This window comes from Pseudomonas sp. BF-B-26 (assembly GCF_019956495.1).
Taxonomy (GTDB): domain Bacteria; phylum Pseudomonadota; class Gammaproteobacteria; order Pseudomonadales; family Pseudomonadaceae; genus Aquipseudomonas.
The window spans coordinates 1-22,011 of record NZ_JAHBDP010000085.1 but is presented as its reverse complement, the minus strand read 5'-3'; the positions used below and the strand labels follow the sequence as shown (position 1 = coordinate 22,011).

The following is a 22,011-nucleotide window of genomic DNA, read 5'->3' as shown; positions in this document are numbered from 1 at the left end:
CCGCGCCCATATTTCATGTTTTCGGAGTTTCCCATGACGGCCCACGCCGACCTTTCGCCGACCCTTCAACTCGCCATCGACCTGATCCGCCGTCCGTCCGTGACGCCGGTCGACGCCGATTGCCAGAAGCAGATGATGCAGCGCCTGGGCGATGCCGGTTTTATGCTGGAACCCATGCGCATCGAAGATGTGGATAACTTCTGGGCGACCCACGGTAAACACGACGGCCCGGTACTGTGCTTCGCCGGCCACACCGACGTGGTGCCGACCGGCCCGGTGACCGCCTGGCAGATCGATCCGTTCAACGCGGTGATCGATGAACACGGCATGCTCTGCGGCCGTGGCGCGGCAGACATGAAAGGCAGCCTCGCCTCCATGACCGTGGCGGCCGAGCGTTTCGTCGCCGACTACCCGGATCACAAGGGCAAGGTCGCTTTCCTGATCACCAGCGACGAAGAAGGCCCGGCGCACCACGGCACCAAAGCTGTGATCGAACGCCTTGCCGCCCGTAAGGAGCGTCTGGACTGGTGCATCGTCGGCGAACCGTCGAGCACCACCCTGGTGGGCGACGTGGTCAAGAACGGCCGTCGCGGCTCCCTCGGTGCCAAACTGACCGTGCGCGGCGTGCAAGGCCACGTGGCGTATCCGCACCTGGCGAAAAACCCGATCCACCTCGCCGCCCCGGCACTGGCCGAACTGGCCGCCGAGCACTGGGACCACGGCAACGATTTCTTCCCGCCGACCAGCTTCCAGATCTCCAACGTGAACTCCGGCACCGGCGCGACCAACGTGATTCCGGGTGATCTGGTAGCGGTGTTCAACTTCCGCTTCTCCACCGAATCCACCGTGGAAGGCCTGCAAAAGCGCGTCGCTGACATTCTCGACAAGCATGGCCTGGACTGGCACATCGACTGGGCGCTGTCCGGCCTGCCGTTCCTCACCGAACCGGGTGCATTGCTGGATGCCGTTGCGTCGAGCATCAAGGACATCACCGGTCGTGAAACCAAAGCGTCCACCAGCGGCGGCACCTCCGACGGGCGCTTCATCGCGACCATGGGTACTCAGGTGGTTGAACTGGGCCCGGTCAACGCAACGATCCACCAGGTCAACGAGCGTGTACTGGCTGCCGACCTCGATGTGCTGACCGAAATCTACTACCAGACCCTGATCAAGTTGCTCGCCTGATGCTCGCCTGCCCGATCTGCAGTGAACCGCTGAACGCGGTGGACAACGGCGTGGCCTGCCCCGCCGGGCATCGTTTCGACCGTGCGCGTCAGGGTTACCTGAACCTGTTGCCGGTGCAGCACAAGAACAGCCGCGACCCTGGGGATAACCTGGCGATGGTCGAAGCCCGCCGCGATTTCTTGAACGCCGGCCATTACGCGCCGGTGGCCAAGCGACTGGCAGAACTGGCCGCTCAGTACGCCCCGCAGCGCTGGCTGGACATCGGTTGTGGCGAGGGTTACTACACCGCGCAAATCGCCGAGGCATTGCCGAAGGCCGACGGTTACGCGCTGGACATCTCCCGGGAAGCCGTTAAACGCGCCTGCAAACGCAACCCGCAGCTGACCTGGTTGATCGCCAGCATGGCGCGGGTGCCGTTGGCCTCCGGCAGCTGCCAGTTTCTCGCCAGCGTCTTCAGCCCGCTGGACTGGGAGGAAGCCAAACGCCTGCTCAGCCCCGGCGGCGGTTTGATGAAAGTCGGGCCGACCAGCGGCCATCTGATGGAATTGCGCGAGCGTCTGTACGACGAAGTGCGTGAATACACCGACGACAAGCATCTGGCTTTGGTGCCGGAAGGCATGGCGCTGCAGCACAGTGAAACCCTGGAATTCAAACTGACGCTGGAAAAGGGTCAGGACCGTGCAGACCTGTTGGCCATGACACCCCACGGCTGGCGCGCCAGTGCTGAACGCCGGGCGGCGGTTATCGAACAGGTCGAGCCGTTCGAGGTCACTGTTTCAATGCGCTACGATTACTTCGTACTTCAATAATTCTTAATTTTTTGGTCTTCGGCATTTGCCTTAGGCCGGCTAAATCCGCGAATGGATTTTTCAGACCCGCAGTGAGGACATCCATGCGCCAACCCGATATCGAGATTTACCTGAAAGACGCCGACGTCGACTACAAGGCCGTCGCGGCCTGGCTCGGCACTGCTTTGGGCCCATGCACCGACTGGGTCCAGAAAGGCCAGACCTACAAGTGCAAGGCCGGCAACGTGTCGGTCACCTGGCTGCCGAAAGCCGTGGGCAAATGGAACAGCCTGTTCCTGGACAGCGACCAGACCCCGTGGGAAGACGACATCGCCTGCGCCCGCGCAGCGTTTGCCGCGCTGAACGTCGAAGTGCGTTGCGCACCGGGTAGCTGGGTCGAGGAAGAAGGTGAGGAGACCGCCGATCGCTGGATGCGCATCAGCGCGGATGGTGAAGAAGAGATCACCTGGAAAACAGTCTAAAAGCTGTACACAAAACCTGTGGGAGCGAGCCTGCTCGCGATGAGGCCCTTTCAGTCAACATCAATGTTGAATGTCAGTCAGCTATCGCGAGCAGGCTCACTCCCACAGTTGTTTTGGGTGATCTGAAGAGCGGGTTTACAAGCCTACAACGTCTTCAGCCTGCAAGCCTTTCTCGCCAGTCACCACGCCGTATTCCACCTGCTGGCCTTCCGCCAGCGAGCGATGCCCCTCGCCGCGGATCGCGCGGTAGTGCACGAACACGTCCACTCCATCCTCGCGCTGAATGAAGCCGTAGCCCTTGGCGTCGTTGAACCACTTCACATTGCCGGTTTCGCGCGTTGCCATGTCAGTACCCCCTTGTTTTTATTTTGAACGGCCGAGTATATGACAGCCGCCAAAACTCTCAACTCACTTTACTTAGCCGCTTTTTTGCCGATTTTCGGCGAATACGGCACACTAGGGGGCGTTCTCAATGAGTTTTCACGCCGCGCCGGGTCTGCTGTTGTGCAGGGCAAGGCGCGAGAAGCGTGGTTTGGTCATTCCAAATAAGCTTCGAGCAACGCAGCCCTGCACAACAGCAGGCCCGGCCCTTCGGGTTGTGCCTTAAAGCGGGCCAGGCTGCGTTGCAGGCCTTGGAAAGGGAACAACCATTCCCCGCGGCCTGCGCCTTGCCTGGCCCGCTTTAAGGCGACAACGCGGCGTGAAAACTCATTGAGAACGCCCCCTACGACCGCCCGAGCATTTGCTCGGTTTTTTCCACTCATGCAGAAGCCGTATGACCCGCTCCCCGTTCCGCCGTCTTGTGTTTGGCACCCTGCGTCGACTGTTGTACCTCTGGGTTCGCTCGGAGACGATCAATCAGTCGTCGTTCACCCTCAACCTCGACCGCAGCCGCCCGGTGTTCTACGTCCTGCAAAACCCTTCGCTGACCGACCTGGCCGTGGTCGATACCGAATGCAGCAAGGCCGGCCTGCCGCGCCCGGTGTTGCCGGTCTCGGTAGGTACGCTTGAGGAACCCGCCGCGTTCTTTTACCTGACGCCAGAACCCGATTGGCTCGGCCGCCAGGACAAACGCGGCGCGCCGCCGACCCTGACCCGCCTGGTCAGTGCCCTGAGCCAGAACGCCGCCGAAGATGCGCAGATCATTCCGGTCAGCGTGTTCTGGGGCCAGTCGCCGGACAGCGAGTCGAGCCCGTGGAAACTGCTCTTCGCCGACAGTTGGGCGGTCACCGGGCGTCTGCGTCGGTTGCTGAGCATCATTGTGCTGGGGCGCAAAACCCGCGTTCAGTTCTCAGCGCCGATCCATTTGCGCGAGCTGATCGACCACAACAAGGGCCACGAGCGCACCGTGCGCATGGCCCAGCGAATTCTGCGGGTGCACTTCCGCAACCTGAAAGCGGCGGTGATCGGTCCGGACATTTCCCACCGTCGCAACCTGGTCAAAGGCCTGCTCAATCAGCCCTTGGTCAAGCAAGCGATCCTCGATGAAGCCGAGCGTGAAAACATCTCCCCGGAGAAAGCCAAGGCCCAGGCCCTACGCTATGGCAACGAGATCGCCTCCGACTACACCTACACCGCAATCCGCTTCATGGAAGTGGTGTTGAGCTGGTTCTGGAACAAGATCTACGACGGTATCAAGGTCAACAACATCGAAGGCGTGCAAAAGGTCGCACCGGGTTACGAAGTGATTTACGTACCCTGCCACCGTAGCCACATCGACTACCTGCTGCTGTCCTATCTGCTGTTCCGCAATGGCCTGACCCCGCCGCACATCGCCGCCGGGATCAACCTCAACATGCCGGGAATCGGCGGCCTGCTGCGACGCGGCGGTGCGTTCTTCATGCGCCGCACCTTCAAGGGCAACCCGCTCTACACCTCGGTGTTCAACGAGTACCTGCACACCCTGTTCACTAAAGGCTTCCCGGTGGAGTACTTCGTCGAGGGTGGCCGTTCGCGCACTGGGCGCATGCTGCAACCGAAAACCGGGATGCTGGCGATCACCCTGCGCAGCTTCCTGCGTTCATCGCGGATGCCGATCGTTTTCATCCCGGTCTACATCGGCTATGAGCGTGTGCTGGAAGGCCGGACCTACCTTGGCGAACTGCGTGGGGCGACCAAGAAGAAAGAATCGATTTTCGACATTTTCAAAGTCATCGGCGCCCTCAAGCAGCGTTTCGGCCAGGTCGCGGTGAACTTCGGCGAGCCGATCAAACTGGCGGAATTCCTCGACAGCGAGCAGCCGGACTGGCGTCAACAGGAACTCGGTCCGCAGTTCAAACCGGCCTGGCTCAACGAAACCACCAACCGCCTCGGCGAGAAAGTCGCGCAGCACCTGAACGAAGCCGCGGCGATCAACCCGGTCAATCTCGTGGCGCTGGCGCTGCTGTCCACCAGCCGTCTCGCGCTGGACGATCGCGCCATGGCACGGGTGCTCGATCTGTACCTGGCGCTGTTGCGCAAGGTCCCGTACTCGCCGCACACGACCCTGCCGGAAGGTGACGGCCGAGCGTTGATCGAGCATGTGAAGGACATGGATCTGCTGTCCGAGCAGAGCGATGCCCTGGGCAAGATTCTGTATCTGGACGAGCAGAACGCCGTCCTGATGACCTACTACCGCAACAACGTTTTGCACATCTTCGCCCTGCCCGCTCTGCTGGCGAGTTTCTTCCAGAGCGCCTCGCGCATGAGTCGCGAACAGATCCTGCGCTACACCCGCGCGCTGTATCCGTACCTGCAATCGGAGCTGTTCATTCGCTGGTCGCTGGACGAATTGGATGCGGTGATCGATCAATGGCTCGAAGCCTTCGTCGAGCAAGGTCTGCTGCGTTTCGAGAACGACGTCTACCTGCGCCCGGCGCCGAGCTCTCGGCATTTCGTGCTGCTGACCCTGCTGTCGAAGAGCATCGCCCAGACCCTGCAACGCTTCTACATGACGGTCTCGCTGCTGCTCAACAGCGGTCAGAACAGCATCAGCGCCGAAGAGCTGGAAGACTTGTGCACGGTCATGGCCCAACGCCTGTCGATCCTCCATGGCCTCAACGCCCCGGAGTTTTTCGACAAGAGCCTGTTCCGCCACTTCATCCAGACCCTGCTCGACCTCGACGTGCTCAAGCGCGACGAGGCCGGCAAGCTGAGCTATCACGAACTGCTCGGCGAACTGGCCGAAGGTGCGGCCAAGCGAGTGTTGCCGGCGGAGATTCGCTTGTCGATCCGTCAGGTCGCGTTGCATCGCAGTGAAGATGCGGCGGATCAAGTTTAGTTGCGATTAGCGGTAACTTTCTGACAACGATTATAAGAACAAGGATGTTCTTATAATCACCCAGTTATGAATTAATAGAAGCCCTCTACAACTAATCCCGATACGGATATCGCGATGAACCCATTAGAAAACACCACCCCATACGTCACCCTCACCTTTAGTTTGCCTGAAGACTATCTTCCGCCCAGCGGTGGCGAAGGCGAAACTTATATAAGCGTGCATACCGCAAACTCTTCCACCCCCATCAAAGTGGCGCAATCCCGTGAGCCCGTACTGCACAGTGGGCGCTGGAATTTTTACTTTGCACACAACTATTCCGATGTCAGCGTTAAATACCTGGTCACCGTCAGCATGACCCACAACGGCGTTCCACTGCTGATTGACCTGGACTACTTCGTGATCGTCCACCGAGTACCGCACCGGCAAACCCTACACCTTAGCCCTATCGGTCGCCTCTATCTCCAGGCACAGGAGCCTCGGGCGGTACAACCTGAACACGCTGTAACCGTTGTCGCCCACGAGCACGACGATACGGCTGCACAACTGACGCAAATACATATCAGCGAAAAAATGGCGGAGGCGTTTTACCTGGAATACGATCCGGACACTGTCGTACCTGGTAAACGCTATACGCTGGCAGCCACTGAAAATGAATACCACAATGCAATTACGGTATATCCAGGATCCGTTGTATTGAAACCCTTTGGTAGAACCTGAAAAAAGCGCCCATCAAAAGATTCATAGGGAGAAACCACCGGAAAAATCCGTTAAATTGCTGTTGGCGTTCGTCTACTTCGGGCGCCAACGACAGGGATTCAACTCATGAAAAAACTCTCGCTTCTAGGGCTTACGGCTTTACTCGCTGCCTGCCAATCAATACAACCCACCGCTAAAACCAGCCTCAATGGCCAAGTTTTCTACCTGCAACGCATCGCCCTGCCGCCGAGCGCCACATTGAGCGTCAGCCTGCAGGACGTGTCCCTCGCCGACGCACCCGCCGTGATCCTCGACGAACAGAAAGGCCCGGTCAAAGGCCAGGTGCCGCTACCCTTTCATCTGAGTTACGATCCAGCGCAGGTCAAACCGGGCCATCGTTATTCGGTCAGCGCACGGATAGAAGTGAACGGCGAACTGATGTTTATCACCACCGAACATCACGCCGTGCAACTGGATGGCAGCGATCCGCAGCCACTGAAAATCCGCGTCGACGCCGCCCGCTAATTCTCTATTTTGAACAAGGAAGCCGCCATGTTCCGCCCTACCCTTCGCTTCGCCAGCCTGTGCGCAGGCTTGATGATCTCCGCCAGCGCCCTGGCGCTGTCGCTCAACGACCTGTCACAACAAGACGCCACCGGAGGCCTCAAGGATGCCCTGACTCAAGGTGCGCAACTGGCTGTGAAACAACTGGGCACGCCGGGCGGCTTCAGCAACAACCCGGATGTGAAAATCGAATTGCCGGGCAAACTGGGCAAAGTCGCCAGCAAGATGAAGCAGTTCGGCATGGGCGACCAGGTCGACCAGCTGGAAACCAGCATGAACAAAGCGGCTGAAACCGCCGTGACGCAAGCCCAGCCGATCCTGGTGGACGCGGTGAAGAAGATGAGCGTGGAGGACGCCAAGGGTATTCTCAGCGGCGGCAAGGACTCGGCCACTCAGTACCTGAGCAAAACCAGCCGCGAACAGATCCGCGTCAAGTTCCTGCCAATCGTCAAGCAAGCCACCGACCAGGTGGGCCTGGCCAAACAGTACAACTCGTTCGCCGGGCAAGCCGCGACGATGGGTGTAGTGGATGCGAAGAGCGCCAACATCGAAAGCTACGTGACCGAGCAGGCGTTGAACGGGTTGTTCGAAATGATTGGTAAACAGGAAGAAACCATTCGCCAGAATCCTGCGGCGGCAGCCACCAGTTTGGCGAAGAAGGTGTTTGGTACCCTCTAGTACTCTCTCCTGCTAATCGTTCCCACGCTCTTCAAAAACTGTAGGAGCAAAGCTTGCTCGCGATGGCTGCACCTCGGTCTGCCATTTGGACCGAGGCGCCTGCATCGCGAGCAAGCTTTGCTCCTACAGAGGTCAGGCTGGGTCCTTTTTGATTCGGAACCACGCCGCATACAGCGCCGGCAGAAACAGCAACGTCAGCGCCGTCGCGACAATCAACCCGCCCATGATCGCCACCGCCATCGGCCCGAAAAACACGCTGCGCGACAGCGGAATCATCGCCAGCACCGCCGCGAGTGCAGTCAATACAATCGGCCGGAAGCGCCGCACCGTGGCTTCAATAATCGCCTGCCAAGGCTTGAGCCCGGAAGCGATATCCTGCTCGATCTGGTCCACCAGAATCACCGAGTTACGCATGATCATCCCGGACAGCGCGATGGTGCCGAGCATGGCGACGAAACCAAATGGCTGACGGAACACCATCAGGAACAAGGTCACACCGATCAACCCCAAAGGCGCCGTCAGAAACACCATCACCGTGCGTGAGAAACTGCGCAGTTGCAGCATCAGTAACGTCAGCACCACCACGATGAAAAGCGGCACACCGGCCTTCACCGAATTCTGCCCGCGAGCCGAGTCTTCTACCGTGCCACCAACCTCCAGCAAATACCCGTCCGGCAGTTCGGCGCGAATCGGATCGAGGGTCGGCATGATCTGCTGCACCAGCGTCGCCGGTTGTTCCTTGCCGTAGATGTCAGCGCGGACCGTTACGTTCGGCAAGCGGTTGCGGTGCCAGATGATGCCTTCTTCGAAGCCGTATTCCAGGGTCGCAATTTGCGACAGTGCAACACTGCGGCCATTGTCAGTTGGCACCGCCAGGCTTGGCAGCAATGACAGTTCAGTGCGTTCGTGCAACGTGCCGCGCAACAGAATCTCGATCAACTCGTTGTCTTCACGGTACTGGCTGACACTCGAACCGGTCAGAGAACTTTGCAGGAACTTCGACAGGTTCGCAGTGCTCACGCCAAGCGCCCGGGCGCGGTCCTGATCGACGTTCAGATACACGACTTTGCTCGGTTCTTCCCAATCCAGATGGACGTTGACCACGTGCGGGTTCTCGCGAACCTTGGCCGCGACTTTACGGGCCAGCGCGCGGACTTCCTCGATGTGCTCACCGGTGACCCGGAACTGCATCGGATAACCCACCGGTGGCCCGTTCTCCAGACGTGTCACCCGCGCACGCAGGGCCGGGAATTGTTCCTTGAGGGCTTCGATCAGCCAGGTGCGCAGGGTTTCGCGCTCTTCGATGGTTTTGGCCAGGACGACAAACTGCGCGAAGCTCGCGGCAGGAAGTTGTTGATCCAGCGGCAGGTAAAAACGTGGCGAACCGGTGCCGACGTACGCGACATAGTTGTCGATACCGGCGTGATCCTTGAGCAGTGCTTCGAGGCGTTTGACCTCATCGCGGGTGTTGCTCAACGAGGCGCCTTCGGCCAGTTTCAGATCGACCATCAATTCCAGACGACCCGATGCCGGGAAGAACTGTTGCGGCACGAAGCGAAACAGGATGACAGAACCGATAAACAACACGACCGTCAGGACAATGACCGTCTTGCGCCGCCGTACGCACCACTCCACCAGGCGTCTGACGCGCTGATAGAACGGCGTGCCGTAAGGGTCGGGCTGGCCGCCGCCGGTGCCATGTTTGGCGGCATGAATCTTCGCCAGATCCGGCAAGAGTTTCTCCCCCAGATAAGGCACAAACACCACAGCGGCCACCCACGAGGCCAGCAACGCGATGGTCACCACCTGGAAGATCGAGCGAGTGTATTCGCCGGTACCCGATTGCGCAGTGGCAATCGGCAGGAAGCCGGCAGCGGTGATCAGCGTACCGGTGAGCATCGGGAATGCGGTGCTGGTCCAGGCGAAACTGGCCGCCTTGATCCGGTCGAAGCCTTGCTCCATTTTGATCGCCATCATTTCCACGGCGATGATTGCGTCGTCCACCAACAAACCCAGCGCCAGTACCAATGCACCGAGGGAAATCTTGTGCAGGCCGATTCCCAGGTAATACATGCAGGCGAATGTCATCGCCAATACCAAAGGAATCGCCAGCGCGACCACCATGCCGGTGCGCACGCCGAGGGAGAAGAAACTCACCAGCAGGACGATTGCCAGCGCTTCCACCAGCACCTGAACAAATTCACCGACACTGCTTTTCACCGCGGCGGGCTGATCGGAGACCTTGCGCAACTGCATACCGGCAGGAAGGTTTTTCTGGATCCGGTCAAACTCGATTTCCAGTGCCTTGCCCAGCACCAGAATGTCGCCACCGTCCTTCATGGCCACGGCCAGACCGATGGCGTTTTCCGCCATGAAGCGCATGCTCGGCGCTGGCGGATCGTTGAAACCGCGACGCACATCCGCCACATCGGCGATCCGGAAGGTGCGATCACCGACGCGGATCGGGAAGTTCTTGATCTCTTCGACCGTCTGAAAATTCCCCGAGACGCGTAGCTGCAATCGCTCGCTGGAGGTCTCGAAGAACCCGGCGGTGGACACCGCGTTCTGCTCTTCAAGGGCCTGCTGCACCGCCGACAAAGGCAGGCCGAGGGTGGCGAGTTTGACGTTGGAGAGTTCGATCCAGATCTTCTCGTCCTGTAACCCGAGCAAATCGACCTTGCCCACATCCTTGACCCGTTGCAGCTGAATCTGCACGCGGTCGGCGTAGTCCTTGAGCACCGCGTAATCAAAACCTTCGCCGGTCAGGGCGTAGATATTGCCAAACGTCGTGCCGAACTCATCATTGAAAAATGGCCCCTGGATGCCCGGTGGCAGGGTTTGACGAATGTCGCTGATCTTCTTGCGAACCTGGTACCAGAGGTCCGGGATTTCCACCGAGTGCATGGAATCACGGGCAACGAACGTCACTTGGGATTCGCCCGGACGGGAGAACGAAACGATGCGTTCGTACTCGCCGGTTTCCATCAGTTTCTTTTCAATACGCTCGGTGACCTGACGCGACACTTCCTGCGCCGTGGCCCCCGGCCAGTTGGTCCGAATCACCATGGCCTTGAAGGTGAACGGCGGGTCTTCACTTTGGCCGAGCTTGGTGTAGGACAGTGCGCCGACAATGGCCAGCAAGAGCATCAGGAACAGTACGATCTGGCGATTACGCAGCGCCCATTCGGAAAGATTGAAACCCATCGGGGATTACTCCTTGCCCGCCAGATTGACCACACGGTTGGAGCGATCCACCGGACGCACCTGCTGCCCTTCAAGCAGCACATGGACGCCAGCGGCCACCACCCAATCGCTGGCGTTCAGTCCTTCGAGAACCGGTACGGTTTTCTCGCCGAAGGCACCGACCCGCACCGGGGTTTTCTTCAGGGTGTTGTTGGCATTGACGACCCAGACGTAGGTCGCGCCGTTTTCTGCGGTCAGCGCGGAAAGCGGCACCGACAGCGGCACCACATCGGAGGTCTGAACGAACACCCGGGCACTCTGGCCGAGTTCAGCGGGAACCTTGCCGGCGGTGAAGGAGATACGGGCGGCAAAGGTGCGCGATTTTGGATCGGCAGCGGGCGACAGCTCACGGATGCGCCCGGCGAAACGTTGGTCGGGTTGGGTCCAGAGTTCCACCGACACTGGCTGACCAACCTTGAAGCGGCCAAAGCTCTGCTCCGGCAAGCTGATCAACACTTCGCGTTCGCCATCGGTGGCGAGGGTAAATACGGTTTGCCCCGCCGCCACCACTTGCCCGACTTCAACCGCGCGTTTAGCCACCACCCCATCCTGCGGCGCACGCAGCACGGCGTAACTGGCCTGATTGGTCGAGACGTTGAATTCGGCTTTGATTTGCTTGAGGCGTGCTTCACCGGATCGGTAAAGGTTTTCGGCATTGTCGTACTGCGAACGGCTGACCATCTGACGGTCCATCAGGGTCTTGTAGCGATCACGTTCGGCGCGGACCAGGTTCAGGTTGGCCTCGGCAGCAGCGACCTGGGCACGGGTGGCTTCCAGTTGCAGGCGCACGTCCTGAGGATCGAGCTCCGCCAAAGGTTGGTCGGCCTTGACCCGCTGCCCCTCTTCGACCAGTCGTCGACTGACTTTACCGCCAATGCGAAACGCCAGGTCCGGCTCATACCGTGCGCGGACTTCACCGGGAAAACTTTCTATCGCCTGAGCCGAAGGCTCTGGCTGCACGACCATGGCCGGGCGAACGGTGACTTGGGGCGCCTCTTCGTGACCGCACGCAGACAATAAAAACGCCAGACTGACTGGCAACGCGAGGGGCAAGGCATAGCGGAACATGGTGAAGGACCTTTCGCTAATGGTGCTTGGAATAATTATACTGGGCGGTATGTTATTAATAGCAAACTCACCAGTCCAGTATTAAAAGCGCATATGCCTAACAATCTTTCAGTACCCAACGGCCCTGGCCGTCCCAAGGATCTGGCCAAGCGCCAGGCGATCCTCGAGGCGGCGAAAATTCTGTTTTTGAGCAAGGGTTATGCGAGTACCAGCATGGACGCCGTCGCGGCCGAGGCCGGTGTGTCGAAGTTGACGGTCTACAGCCATTTCAACGACAAGGAGACGCTGTTCTCCGCCGCCGTGATGGCCAAGTGCGAAGAGCAATTGCCGACGCTGTTTTTCGAATTGCCGGACGGCATTGCCATAGAGACGGTGCTGTTGAACATCGCGCGCGGTTTTCATCTGCTGATCAACAGCGACGAATCGGTCAACCTGCACCGGCTGATGATGACGCTGGGCAGTCAGGACCCGAAACTCTCGCTGATCTTCTTCGAGGCCGGGCCTGAGCGCATGCTGCAGGGCATGGAGCGGTTGCTGACCAAGGTTGATCACAGCGGCGCCTTGAGCATCGACAAACCGCGCAATGCGGCCGAGCATTTCTTCTGCCTGCTCAAGGGGGCGGGGAATTTCAGGCTGCTTTATGGCTGCGGCGAGCCGCTGACCGGGGATGCGGCCGAGAGCCATGTGCAGGAAGTGGTGGAGTTGTTTATGCGGGCGTATCGACCAGAGTCAGCCTGATCATTTTGCAGTGTTTGGGCGGACGCCTTCGCGAGCAAGCCCGCTCCCACATTTGACTGCGTTCCCTTGAGAAGACTCGGTCAAATGTGGGAGCGGGCTTGCTCGCGAAGGGCGCGACGCGGTCTTAAGGCTTCAGCGCTTTCTTCGGATAAATGTCATACCGGCTGGATTTACCGTCCAGCGCATGACTCGGCTTCGGTCCTTCGATGCAGGGCGCCTTGCGCGGGCGCTTGACCACCACCCGGTGGCTGGCCAACGCCAACGCCGCTGCGAGCAGTGCAGGCGCATCCGGGTCATCGCCTACCAGCGGCCGGAACAGGCGCATTTCCTTCTTCACCAAAGCCGTTTTCTCACGATGGGGGAACATCGGGTCGAGGTAGATCACCTGCGGCGGCTCGCCTTCCCAATTGCGCATCACCTCGATCGAATTGCCCTTGAGCAAGCGCATCCGCGCCACGATCGGCGCCACCTCAAAGTCTTCCGCGCCGCGTGCCAGGCCATCTTCAAGCAACGCGCCAATCAGCGGCTGACGCTCGATCAGGCTCATCTCGCAGCCCAGGCTCGCCAGCACGAACGCATCTTTGCCCAGCCCCGCCGTGGCATCCAGCACGCGCGGACGCACGCCTTGGGCTACCCCGACAGCCTTGGCGATCATCTGACCGCTGCCGCCGCCGTACAAGCGACGATGGGCCGCACCGCCCTCGACAAAGTCCACCCGCACCGGCCCCGGTGCGTCTGGGCCCAGTTGCTGCAGCTGCAAACCCTGGTCGCCGACCTGCAAGGCAAACTCACCGTCATCCACCTGCATCGGCAAACCCAGGCGCTCGGCCCATTGCTCGGCCTGTGGCTGAAAAGTCGCGGCCAGGGCCTCGACGTGGATGCGGCAGGCCGCAGGTTGCTCAATCATGAGAAAACACGCTCAAAAAATTAATGATCGGCAAAAACGGCCGATAACAAAACTATCGAGCATTTTGCCAGAGCTGAGCGTCGACCGAGAGAAATGTCAGACATTCAACGCACATCGATAGGCTACATTTCGCGACACGGCGATTTTGGTCTACGAAACTCCCAAGCACTGAGCGGCGTCAGTCACCTGTGGCAGGATTTCTTTGCCCAGGCCCTGGCCGATCAGTCGGGCGATGTCGTACCGGCTTCTCTCAACTTTCCACCGGTCGATCTCGACAGCCCGGTCGAACCCACCATTGGCAGCGAACTGCTGGCGCACATCATTTCCCAGCGCGAATGCGACGTGAAAGAAACCGAGGTCCGCCCGCCCGAGCCACTGTTCCTGCCGATTGCCGAGTTCGAAATGGAGCTGGCCGACAAACCTTTCCCACCGTTCCCGGCACAGGAAATCGTCGCTCAACAGAAGCAACAGGACTTCGAAAGCCGCTGGGTCCGCCCGATCGTGCTCACCGCAGGTCAGCCTGTACCGCAAGCAGCTCCAGCGCCACAACCGCGTCCGCTGCACCTGCCAATCGCCGAATTCGAACTCGATCTGCTGGACAAGCCATTCCCCCCGTTCTCGCCCGAAGAACTGGTGGAGCAACAGAAACAACTCGACTTCGATAATGGCTGGGCTCGCCCGATCGTCCTGCAAAACCTGCGCATCGCCGCTTAAACCTCAGCGACACACCCACAACCGAAATCGCATCGTCAGCCTTTGAACAATTGATTGGCCTGGGCGTACGGCATGGAACGCGACGTGAATCCGAAGGTGCCCGACGTCTTGATCTCTTCGGCAGCGCGGAAAAACTCGCCATAGGCGGCCAAGGCCAGCGCCGAACCGACGCTGATGCGTTTGACGCCCATTTCGCTCAACTGCTCGACCGTCAATTTCAGTCCGCCGGACATCAACACATTGACCGGTTTCGGCGCCACGGCACGGACCACCGCCAACACGTCTTCAGCGCTGCGCAGCCCTGGCGCATAAAGCACGTCGGCACCCGCCTCGGCAAACGCCTGCAAGCGGCGAATGGTATCGGCGAGATCAGGATTGCCGTGCAGAAAGTTCTCCGCGCGAGCGGTCAACATAAAGGGAAACGGCAAGCTGCGAGCGGCTGCCACGGCAGCCTCGATGCGCGCGACGGCGTGCTCGAAGCAGTAGATCGGCGCTTCTTCACGGCCGGTGGCATCTTCGATAGAGCCGCCGACCGCACCGGCCTCTGCCGCACGCAAAATACTCTGCGCGCATTCGGCTGGATCGTCAGCGAAGCCGTTTTCCAGATCGACGGCGACGGGCAGATCAGTTGCCGCAACAATCGCCCGAACGTTTGCCAGGGTGTCATCCAGCGTCAGTGCGCCATCGGGGCGGGCGTTGGAAAAGGCGTATCCGGCACTGGTGGTCGCCAGCGCTTCGAAACCAAGGCTGGCGAGCATTTTCGCCGAGCCGGCGTCCCACGGATTGGGAATGACAAAAGCCCCCGCGCGTTCGTGCAGTGCTTTGAACGCTTGGGCTCGAAGGGTTTGCGCATCCATTTGGCAGGCTCCTGAAAAGGGCAGGGAATCCGCTTCAGAGCAGACCAAGTTGCTCGGCAGCGGGCTCTCTGTATAGCTCAGACAGCGGCGGCAGGCCAGGCAAACGCAGCATCAGTTTTGCGTGAAAACGTTGCGCCAGTTTGGCGGCCAGCAGGTTATCGGCGGTGTGCAGGAAGATATAGGGCGTACGGCCCTCCTCGATCCACACGGCGATTTTCTCGACCCATGGCACCAGGAACGGGTCGTTGGCCTCAAGCTGCGGATGGCCGATGAAGCGCACCTGCGGGCATTGCGTGAAGGCGGCCGGACGAGGCGGCACCCTGGGCTTTTTCGATTGGGCGTGAAGGACAGAAGGATCGGTCGATGTGCAGCTGAACAGCGCGCGGGGATCGAGGCAGATACGCTCGACACCGCGATCCAGTAGCAGGCGATTGAGCATTCTCTCGGCATCGCCCTTGGCGAAGAACTCGTCATGCCGCACTTCAACCGCCAGAGGCCGGTCCACCGCATCAATAAAACCGGCAAGCTCCGACAGTCGCTGCGGCGTAAAACTTTTGGACAGTTGCAGCCACAGCGGTGAAACCCGTTCACCCAGGGGGCTGAGCAATTGCAGGAAGGTGTCGGCAGCGGTCAATTGTTCGCGCAGGTCACCGCTGTGGCTGATGTCGCCGGGGAACTTGGCAGTGAAGCGAAAGTGTTCGGGCATGGTCTCGGCCCAACGCTGCACGGTGGTCGCAGCCGGGCTCGCGTAGAAGGTCGTATTGCCTTCCACGGCGTTAAACACTTGGGAATAGAGACTCAGAAATTCGGAGGGTTTTGCGTCTTGCGGATACAGGTAGTCGCGCCAGGCGTTTTCACTCCAGGACGGACAGCCCAGGTAGTAAGGCAACTGCATCAGATGTACAGATCGAGGCCCAGCACATCCGAATCCCAATCGACAAAACCGGCGGTGCTCAGGTAGCTGGCCAGGGCCTTCGCGACACTGCTGCTCATGGCGCGGTGATAAAGCATGTCTTGTTGACGGGCGGGGAGATTACTCAAGCGTTGCGCAGAGGCTTTGGCTGCGCGGGCGGCCATTTGCTCTTCGGATGGAATTTCCAGCTCGCCGTCGATATCGACATAGTCGTCATCCGCCACAGGGCCTTTGCGAGGCTTGCGCTTGATGGGGTAGGACTGAGAGGGAACGCCGTCTATACGCATGAGTACATGTCCGGTATCAATGATGGCAGCTTAGTGGCACATGGCCCGCTTCGCAAACCGCCGAGTGATAACTAGAACACAGAAAATGGAAAAGGTTTAAAAGCTGGGGATATAAAACGACGATTGGCTGCGTTTCGTAAATTGCCTTCGCGAGCAAGCCCGCTCCCACAGGGGTCAGCGGAGACCATGTGGGAGCGGGCTTGCTCGCGAAGGGGGCAACTCGGTATCAAGATTTAACGTGCTTTGGGCGTCGCCACTTTATCGCGCAAGTACACCGGCTGAGCCTCATCAGCCACAATCGCCTCACCCCGCACCCAGGCAAAACGTGCCAGGGTCAGCAGATCTTCAGCGTGAGGCAACATGCCCGCATCCTGCCCGGTCAGGCTGACGGCGATGCGCTCGGCATAACCCCAGCCAGTGCCAGCGCCAAACCACTCACCACTGGCGTCAGCCGGCAACGCGGCCACTTCCGGCGGCAGCACCGCTTCATTGCCGACCAACCGCATCTCCCCCGCCGTTTCGCGGTAGCAACCCCAATACACTTCGTCCATGCGCGCATCAATGGCGGCCGCGACCTGGCTCACGCCATGTTCGCGATAGGCCCGCTGCGCCAGCACGGCCAGGTTCGACACCGGCAACACCGGGCGATCCAGCGCAAACGCCAGCCCCTGCACCACGCCGATGGCGATCCGCACGCCGGTGAACGCCCCCGGACCCCGTCCGAAAGCAATTGCATCGACCGCTTGCAGGGTGGTCCCGGCATTCGCCAGCAACTGCTGAATCATCGGCAGCAGCTTCTGCGCATGCAGGCGCGGGATCACCTCGTAATGGCTCGTGACTTTGCCGTCATGCAGCAAGGCAACGGAGCAAGCTTCAGTCGCGGTGTCCAGGGCCAGCAAGGTGCTCATCGATGTTTCCGTAAGAGAGGTCAGAAAAAGTGCGCCAGTATAAACAACTACGGCCCGCAAGCGGGCCGTAGAAGATGAAGCGTTTTTTTAGCGCAGTGCTTCAAGCACTTTGCCGGTGATCGCTTCAACCGAGCCAACACCTTCGACGTGGCTGTACTTCGGTTTGCCTTGAGCGACGGACAGCTCCTGGTAAAACTTCACCAGAGGCTCGGTCTGGGCGTGGTAGACCGACAGGCGATGACGCACGGTTTCTTCAGTGTCGTCTTTGCGCTGCACCAGCTCGTCGCCGGTGATGTCGTCTTTACCGGCAATTTTTGGCGGGTTGTAGACGATGTGGTACACGCGGCCGCTGGCCTCGTGAACACGACGGCCAGCGATTCGCTGAACGATGTCTTCGTCTTTAACGTCGATTTCCAACACGTGGTCCAGCTCGACGCCGGCTTTCACCAGGGCTTCAGCCTGAGGAATGGTGCGCGGGAAACCGTCGAACAGGAAACCGTTGGCGCAATCAGACTGGCTGATGCGTTCCTTGACCAGGTTGATGATCAGGTCATCGGAGACCAGACCACCGCTGTCCATGACGCTCTTGGCGATCAGGCCCAGCTCGGTGCCGGCCTTGACCGCAGCACGCAGCATGTCGCCAGTGGAGATTTGCGGAATGCCGAATTTTTCGGTGATGAACTTAGCCTGAGTACCTTTACCGGCCCCGGGAGCTCCCAGCAGAATGACGCGCATCGATGTGCTCCTCAATTTTTTATATAGATAACGTCAGATTCGCCTCGTGGGGCCAATCTCAAAAAAAGGGTCGTGACCGCCCAAACGGTCAAAGGCTGATCAAGATACACAGCAGGCCCGGACCACACAAGCCGCCGAAAGTCGGAGAAACCCGCGCCTGATGTGGCCTTTCGTCGGGGTAACCCTAGTCGCAACCCCATCACTAACTGTCGCCTGGCAGCACTTTTCAACCCCTCGCCCACAGGCAACTCGACACTCGCGTCGAGTGCCTTGACCCACGACGAAAACCTTAGCCGGTATTACGCAAACCGGCGGCAATCCCCGCCACAGACACCAGCAGCGCTTGTTCTACCGGGCTGCCCTGCGCCACTTCCTGTTGTCGCGAACGCGCCAACAACTCAGCTTGCAATAGATGAAGAGGGTCGAGGTAAGTGTTGCGCAAGCGGATGAATTCAAGCGTGGCTGGGCTATGTGCCAGTAGCTGCGACTGACCGGTCAGCCCCAGGACCACCGAGCAGGCCTGCGACAATAGGTCGCGTAAATGCGCACCCAAAGGGAGCAGATCCGGCTCGACCAAACGCTCATCGTAGGACCGGGCGATATCGGCATCGGCCTTGGCCAACACCATTTCCAGCATATCGATGCGCGTGCGGAAGAACGGCCACTGCTCGCGCATCTGCCCCAGCAGCTCGCCTTCGCCACGCTCCAGCGCCTTGCTCAACGCCGCTTCCCAGCCGAGCCACGCCGGCAACATCAGACGCGTCTGGGTCCAACCGAAGATCCACGGGATCGCCCGCAGGCTTTCAATCCCGCCGGCGCGGCGCTTGGCCGGGCGACTGCCCAGCGGCAAGCGTCCCAGTTCCTGCTCTGGAGTGGACTGGCGGAAATACTCAACGAACTGCGGATTTTCCCGCACCACGGCGCGGTAAGCGCTGACACCGTCAGCGGCCAATTCGTCCATCAGATTGCGCCAGGCAGGCTCTGGTGGCGGCGGTGGCAGCAAGGTCGCTTCCAGTACCGCCGCCAGGTACAGATTGAGGTTCTGCTCGGCAATGTCCGGCAGGCCGAATTTGAAACGAATCATTTCCCCCTGCTCGGTGGTACGGAAACGCCCTGCCACCGAACCCGGTGGCTGCGACAGAATCGCCGCGTGTGCCGGGCCGCCGCCGCGCCCCACGGTGCCACCGCGACCGTGGAACAACAGCAGTTCCACTTGTTGCTCGCGGCAGATGTCGACCAAGCGCTCCTGCGCCCGATACTGCGCCCAGGCAGCCGCCGTCGTGCCGGCGTCCTTGGCCGAATCCGAGTAGCCGATCATCACTTCCTGCGGCCCTTGCAGGCGCGAGCGATAACCGGGCAACAGCAGCAGTTTTTCGATCACCGGGCCGGCGTTGTCGAGGTCGGCAAGCGTCTCGAACAGCGGCACCACGCGCATCGGCCGCAACACGCCGGACTCTTTGAGCAGCAGCTGCACGGCCAACACGTCGGAAGCGGCGCCGGCCATGGAGATCACATACGAACCGAGCGATGCGCTCGGTGCTGCAGCGATTTCCCGGCAGGTCGCCAGCACCTCAGCGGTGTCGGCCGATGGCTTGAAGTACGCCGGCAACAACGGCCGGCGGTTGTTCAGTTCGCGCATCAGGAAAGCGATGCGCTCTTCCTCGCTCCAGTCCTCGTAGCGCCCAAGGCCCAGGTAATCGGTGATCTCGGTCATGGCCGCGGTATGTCGCGTCGAGTCCTGACGCACATCGAGCCGTACCAGGAACAGCCCGAACGTCACCGCCCGGCGCAGGCAATCGAGCAGCGGCCCATCAGCGATCACGCCCATGCCGCACTCATGCAGCGAGTGGAAGCACAGCTCCAACGGATCAAGCAGCTCGCGGTTGTTTTGCAACACATCGGCGGGTGCCGGGGTGGTCTGCGTCAAGGAGGCGTGAGCCCAGTTACGCGTCGCGCGCAGGCGTTCACGCAGCTGTTTAAGCACCGCACGGTAAGGTTCGGCGCTGTCCCCGGCCTTGGCCTTCAAGTCATCGCTGGCCTGTTGCATCGACAACTCGGCCGCCAGGTGATCGACATCGCGCAAGTACAAGTCCGCGGCCATCCACCGCGCCAGCAGCAAGACTTCACGGGTCACGGCGGCGGTCACGTTGGGGTTGCCGTCCCGGTCGCCGCCCATCCACGAGGCAAAGCGAATCGGCGCTGCCTCCAGTGGGAGGTGCAGGCCCGTGGCGTCATGCAGGGCTTTATCGGCCTTGCGCAAATAGTTGGGGATCGCCTGCCACAGCGAATGCTCGATCACCGCAAAGCCCCACTTGGCTTCATCCACGGGGGTTGGGCGGGTGCGGCGGATTTCTTCGGTGTGCCAGGCTTCGGCGATCAGGCGCTGCAACTTCGTCTGGATCTGCTCGCGCTCGGCGGTGGTCAGGTCGCGATGGTCCTGGGCGGCCAGTTGCGCGGCAATGGCGTCGTATTTCTGGATCAGCGTGCGGCGCGCGACTTCGGTCGGGTGCGCGGTGAGGACCAACTCAATCTCCAGCCGTCCCAGTTGCCGGGCCAGGGATTCGGCACCATGGCCTTCAGCACTCAGGCGGGCGAGCAATTCCGGCAGCACCCTCGCTTCGAACGGCGCAGGCTGTGACTCTTCGCGACGGTGTATCAGCTGATATTGCTCGGCGATATTGGCCAGGTTGAGAAACTGGTTGAACGCCCGCGCCACCGGCAGCAACTCTGCTTCGCTCAATTGGTTGAGGCTGGCGCTCAGTTCAGCGTCCATCGAACCGCGACGGTCGGCCTTGGCGCCTTTGCGGATCTGCTCGATCTTGTCGAGAAAACCGTCCCCGTACTGTTCACGAATGGTGTTGCCCAACAGTTCACCCAACAGGTGAACATCCTCGCGCAAGCGTGCATCAATATCGGTCATCAGCAGTTCTCCAGCGAAAATCCGGGTGACTTGAGGTCCATGCTCTTGGGTTAGAGAGTGCCGCTGTGAAGCGGTTCTTACAAGCGGACGAGGATGGGAATGCTGTTCGCCTGAGAAAGTTTGGGATTGGGATTGGGATTGGGGTTGAGGTTGGGATTGGGTTGGTGGGTACATATCCGTTTCTGCGGTGATGGCTGATTACGGTTTCGCTTTTACAGCGAGTCACTTTCGAAAAGCGCGAAAGTAACCAAAGCGCTTTTGCCCCGCCATTCGGTGCCTCGCCTAGGCTCGGCATGCCCTCACTCCGGCATTGCTCCGGGGGCCCGCCGCCATCGGCCATCCATGGCCGGGGGCGGCTACCGCGGCATCCTTGCCGCGGTGCCCCCTACGCAACGCCTGCGTTCGGCCTCTGGGAAAGGGGCAGGCAGATCTAGATCAAAAGCCAAAGCCAAAGCCAAAGCCAAAGCCAAAGCCAAAGCCAAAGCCAAAGCCAAAGCCAAAGCCAAAGCCAAAGCCAAAGCCAAAGCCAAAGCCAAAGCCAAAGCCAAAGCCTAGCGCGGTATCTGTGGGAGCGAGCCTGCTCGCGAAAAACGTCCGGACACCTCGTTCATTCAGACAGCACGCGTTATCGTTCACGTCTTTCGCGAGCAGGCTCGCTCCCAAAGGGGAATGCGTACGCTTGAAGAGACAGGCCGGCCGGTAGGCCGCCTCGCGTTGCTTTTGCGGTACTCGCCCCCTCGGGAGGCCGAGTGGAGGTTCTGCGCAGTGGGCAACCCGGCATGGATGCCGGGTTAGCCGCCCCCGGCCATGGATGGCCGATGGCGGCGGGCCCACGGAGCAGGACCGGAGCGAGGGCATGCCGAGCCTAGGCGAGGCACCGAACGAAAGGGGCAAGAGCCCTTTGGTTACTTTGGGGCTTTTCCAAAGTGACTCGCTGTAAAAGCCAGCCCTTTCAAGGTGTTTTCTTTTTATGGGCCTTAAGCACGCGAGCCGTCGACACATGAGCATTTGCAGCCCTGCCCTCCAGCCATTCCTTGGACTTGGCGATTTTGGGACCTCGTATGCTTTT

Annotated in this window: 20 protein-coding genes; 9 read left to right on the top strand and 11 right to left on the bottom strand. The window is 60.2% G+C overall.

The features are described from left to right. Positions 1-33 precede the first annotated feature (33 nt). The 3 genes from dapE to KGB03_RS18960 all read left to right on the top strand — a co-directional run bounded on the left by dapE (position 34) and on the right by KGB03_RS18960 (position 2,455). Entirely contained in the window at positions 34-1,185 is a 1,152-nt protein-coding gene (dapE, locus tag KGB03_RS18970; RefSeq protein ID WP_218536282.1) for a succinyl-diaminopimelate desuccinylase, read from the top strand. Then, positions 1,185-1,994: a putative RNA methyltransferase gene (locus KGB03_RS18965; RefSeq protein ID WP_223528219.1), complete on the top strand. Its 810-nt coding sequence runs from the start codon at positions 1,185-1,187 to the stop codon at positions 1,992-1,994. Before dapE ends, KGB03_RS18965 begins: the two co-directional genes overlap by 1 nt. An 83-nt stretch (positions 1,995-2,077) precedes the next feature. Beyond that, positions 2,078-2,455, top strand: a complete 378-nt coding sequence (locus KGB03_RS18960) for a hypothetical protein (RefSeq protein ID WP_008146702.1) — start codon at positions 2,078-2,080, stop codon at positions 2,453-2,455. Between the two features lie 135 nt (positions 2,456-2,590). Here the strand turns inward: KGB03_RS18960 and KGB03_RS18955 are convergent, their stop codons facing one another. Further along, a complete protein-coding gene (locus tag KGB03_RS18955; RefSeq protein WP_008146705.1) occupies positions 2,591-2,800 on the bottom strand; it encodes a cold-shock protein in 210 nt (69 codons plus the stop codon). Between the two features lie 430 nt (positions 2,801-3,230). Between KGB03_RS18955 and plsB the strand changes: the two genes are divergently transcribed. The 4 genes from plsB to KGB03_RS18935 all read left to right on the top strand — a co-directional run bounded on the left by plsB (position 3,231) and on the right by KGB03_RS18935 (position 7,652). Beyond that, positions 3,231-5,714 (top strand): glycerol-3-phosphate 1-O-acyltransferase PlsB, encoded by a 2,484-nt coding sequence (gene plsB, locus KGB03_RS18950; RefSeq protein WP_218536280.1) that lies wholly within the window; start codon positions 3,231-3,233, stop codon positions 5,712-5,714. A gap of 114 nt (positions 5,715-5,828) precedes the next feature. Next, entirely contained in the window at positions 5,829-6,431 is a 603-nt protein-coding gene (locus tag KGB03_RS18945; RefSeq protein ID WP_223528216.1) for a hypothetical protein, read from the top strand. Positions 6,432-6,536: 105 nt separating this feature from the next. Beyond that, a complete protein-coding gene (locus KGB03_RS18940; RefSeq protein WP_223528214.1) occupies positions 6,537-6,935 on the top strand; it encodes a YbaY family lipoprotein in 399 nt (132 codons plus the stop codon). Positions 6,936-6,962: 27 nt separating this feature from the next. After that, complete coding sequence (locus tag KGB03_RS18935) at positions 6,963-7,652, top strand: DUF4197 domain-containing protein (RefSeq protein WP_218536278.1); 690 nt, start codon at positions 6,963-6,965, stop codon at positions 7,650-7,652. A gap of 132 nt (positions 7,653-7,784) precedes the next feature. Here the strand turns inward: KGB03_RS18935 and KGB03_RS18930 are convergent, their stop codons facing one another. Together KGB03_RS18930 and KGB03_RS18925 are read right to left on the bottom strand one after the other, a co-directional pair. After that, complete coding sequence (locus tag KGB03_RS18930; RefSeq protein WP_223528211.1) at positions 7,785-10,856, bottom strand: efflux RND transporter permease subunit; 3,072 nt, start codon at positions 10,854-10,856, stop codon at positions 7,785-7,787. A gap of 6 nt (positions 10,857-10,862) precedes the next feature. Next, complete coding sequence (locus tag KGB03_RS18925) at positions 10,863-11,963, bottom strand: efflux RND transporter periplasmic adaptor subunit (RefSeq protein ID WP_192406348.1); 1,101 nt, start codon at positions 11,961-11,963, stop codon at positions 10,863-10,865. 93 nt (positions 11,964-12,056) lie between these two features. Between KGB03_RS18925 and KGB03_RS18920 the strand changes: the two genes are divergently transcribed. After that, positions 12,057-12,701 carry a TetR/AcrR family transcriptional regulator gene (locus KGB03_RS18920; protein WP_111451029.1) on the top strand — a complete coding sequence of 215 codons (645 nt, stop codon included), beginning with the start codon at positions 12,057-12,059 and terminating at the stop codon, positions 12,699-12,701. A gap of 124 nt (positions 12,702-12,825) precedes the next feature. Here the strand turns inward: KGB03_RS18920 and KGB03_RS18915 are convergent, their stop codons facing one another. After that, entirely contained in the window at positions 12,826-13,608 is a 783-nt protein-coding gene (locus KGB03_RS18915; RefSeq protein WP_256365049.1) for a class I SAM-dependent methyltransferase, read from the bottom strand. 93 nt (positions 13,609-13,701) lie between these two features. Between KGB03_RS18915 and KGB03_RS18910 the strand changes: the two genes are divergently transcribed. Then, on the top strand, positions 13,702-14,322 hold the full coding sequence (locus tag KGB03_RS18910) for an energy transducer TonB (RefSeq protein WP_223528208.1): 621 nt from the start codon (positions 13,702-13,704) through the stop codon (positions 14,320-14,322). Positions 14,323-14,357: 35 nt separating this feature from the next. Here the strand turns inward: KGB03_RS18910 and KGB03_RS18905 are convergent, their stop codons facing one another. From KGB03_RS18905 to KGB03_RS31115, 7 genes are all read right to left on the bottom strand, one after another. Further along, on the bottom strand, positions 14,358-15,179 hold the full coding sequence (locus tag KGB03_RS18905; protein ID WP_134101798.1) for an isocitrate lyase/phosphoenolpyruvate mutase family protein: 822 nt from the start codon (positions 15,177-15,179) through the stop codon (positions 14,358-14,360). 34 nt (positions 15,180-15,213) lie between these two features. After that, entirely contained in the window at positions 15,214-16,074 is an 861-nt protein-coding gene (locus KGB03_RS18900; RefSeq protein ID WP_223528206.1) for a DUF72 domain-containing protein, read from the bottom strand. Continuing rightward, positions 16,074-16,379 carry a hypothetical protein gene (locus KGB03_RS18895; RefSeq protein ID WP_008156859.1) on the bottom strand — a complete coding sequence of 102 codons (306 nt, stop codon included), beginning with the start codon at positions 16,377-16,379 and terminating at the stop codon, positions 16,074-16,076. Before KGB03_RS18895 ends, KGB03_RS18900 begins: the two co-directional genes overlap by 1 nt. A 233-nt stretch (positions 16,380-16,612) precedes the next feature. Then, positions 16,613-17,287 (bottom strand): tRNA (adenosine(37)-N6)-threonylcarbamoyltransferase complex dimerization subunit type 1 TsaB, encoded by a 675-nt coding sequence (tsaB, locus tag KGB03_RS18890; RefSeq protein ID WP_223528203.1) that lies wholly within the window; start codon positions 17,285-17,287, stop codon positions 16,613-16,615. Between the two features lie 87 nt (positions 17,288-17,374). Then, positions 17,375-18,022 (bottom strand): adenylate kinase, encoded by a 648-nt coding sequence (gene adk / locus KGB03_RS18885; RefSeq protein WP_218536273.1) that lies wholly within the window; start codon positions 18,020-18,022, stop codon positions 17,375-17,377. Positions 18,023-18,311: 289 nt separating this feature from the next. Continuing rightward, positions 18,312-20,942 (bottom strand): phosphoenolpyruvate carboxylase, encoded by a 2,631-nt coding sequence (ppc, locus tag KGB03_RS18880; protein ID WP_192406342.1) that lies wholly within the window; start codon positions 20,940-20,942, stop codon positions 18,312-18,314. Positions 20,943-21,377: 435 nt separating this feature from the next. Then, positions 21,378-21,578 carry a hypothetical protein gene (locus KGB03_RS31115; RefSeq protein WP_263293638.1) on the bottom strand — a complete coding sequence of 67 codons (201 nt, stop codon included), beginning with the start codon at positions 21,576-21,578 and terminating at the stop codon, positions 21,378-21,380. Positions 21,579-22,011: the final 433 nt, after the last annotated feature.

What these genes read in the sequence shown, in the direction of transcription:
- dapE (WP_218536282.1), top strand. Translation starts at nt 34, where the DNA reads ATGACGGCCCACGCCGACCTTTCGCCGACCCTTCAACTCGCCATCGAC.
- KGB03_RS18965 (WP_223528219.1), top strand. Translation starts at nt 1,185, where the DNA reads ATGCTCGCCTGCCCGATCTGCAGTGAACCGCTGAACGCGGTGGACAAC.
- KGB03_RS18960 (WP_008146702.1), top strand. Translation starts at nt 2,078, where the DNA reads ATGCGCCAACCCGATATCGAGATTTACCTGAAAGACGCCGACGTCGAC.
- KGB03_RS18955 (WP_008146705.1), bottom strand. Translation starts at nt 2,800, where the DNA reads ATGGCAACGCGCGAAACCGGCAATGTGAAGTGGTTCAACGACGCCAAG.
- plsB (WP_218536280.1), top strand. Translation starts at nt 3,231, where the DNA reads ATGACCCGCTCCCCGTTCCGCCGTCTTGTGTTTGGCACCCTGCGTCGA.
- KGB03_RS18945 (WP_223528216.1), top strand. Translation starts at nt 5,829, where the DNA reads ATGAACCCATTAGAAAACACCACCCCATACGTCACCCTCACCTTTAGT.
- KGB03_RS18940 (WP_223528214.1), top strand. Translation starts at nt 6,537, where the DNA reads ATGAAAAAACTCTCGCTTCTAGGGCTTACGGCTTTACTCGCTGCCTGC.
- KGB03_RS18935 (WP_218536278.1), top strand. Translation starts at nt 6,963, where the DNA reads ATGTTCCGCCCTACCCTTCGCTTCGCCAGCCTGTGCGCAGGCTTGATG.
- KGB03_RS18930 (WP_223528211.1), bottom strand. Translation starts at nt 10,856, where the DNA reads ATGGGTTTCAATCTTTCCGAATGGGCGCTGCGTAATCGCCAGATCGTA.
- KGB03_RS18925 (WP_192406348.1), bottom strand. Translation starts at nt 11,963, where the DNA reads ATGTTCCGCTATGCCTTGCCCCTCGCGTTGCCAGTCAGTCTGGCGTTT.
- KGB03_RS18920 (WP_111451029.1), top strand. Translation starts at nt 12,057, where the DNA reads ATGCCTAACAATCTTTCAGTACCCAACGGCCCTGGCCGTCCCAAGGAT.
- KGB03_RS18915 (WP_256365049.1), bottom strand. Translation starts at nt 13,608, where the DNA reads ATGATTGAGCAACCTGCGGCCTGCCGCATCCACGTCGAGGCCCTGGCC.
- KGB03_RS18910 (WP_223528208.1), top strand. Translation starts at nt 13,702, where the DNA reads ATGTCAGACATTCAACGCACATCGATAGGCTACATTTCGCGACACGGC.
- KGB03_RS18905 (WP_134101798.1), bottom strand. Translation starts at nt 15,179, where the DNA reads ATGGATGCGCAAACCCTTCGAGCCCAAGCGTTCAAAGCACTGCACGAA.
- KGB03_RS18900 (WP_223528206.1), bottom strand. Translation starts at nt 16,074, where the DNA reads ATGCAGTTGCCTTACTACCTGGGCTGTCCGTCCTGGAGTGAAAACGCC.
- KGB03_RS18895 (WP_008156859.1), bottom strand. Translation starts at nt 16,379, where the DNA reads ATGCGTATAGACGGCGTTCCCTCTCAGTCCTACCCCATCAAGCGCAAG.
- tsaB (WP_223528203.1), bottom strand. Translation starts at nt 17,287, where the DNA reads ATGAGCACCTTGCTGGCCCTGGACACCGCGACTGAAGCTTGCTCCGTT.
- adk (WP_218536273.1), bottom strand. Translation starts at nt 18,022, where the DNA reads ATGCGCGTCATTCTGCTGGGAGCTCCCGGGGCCGGTAAAGGTACTCAG.
- ppc (WP_192406342.1), bottom strand. Translation starts at nt 20,942, where the DNA reads ATGACCGATATTGATGCACGCTTGCGCGAGGATGTTCACCTGTTGGGT.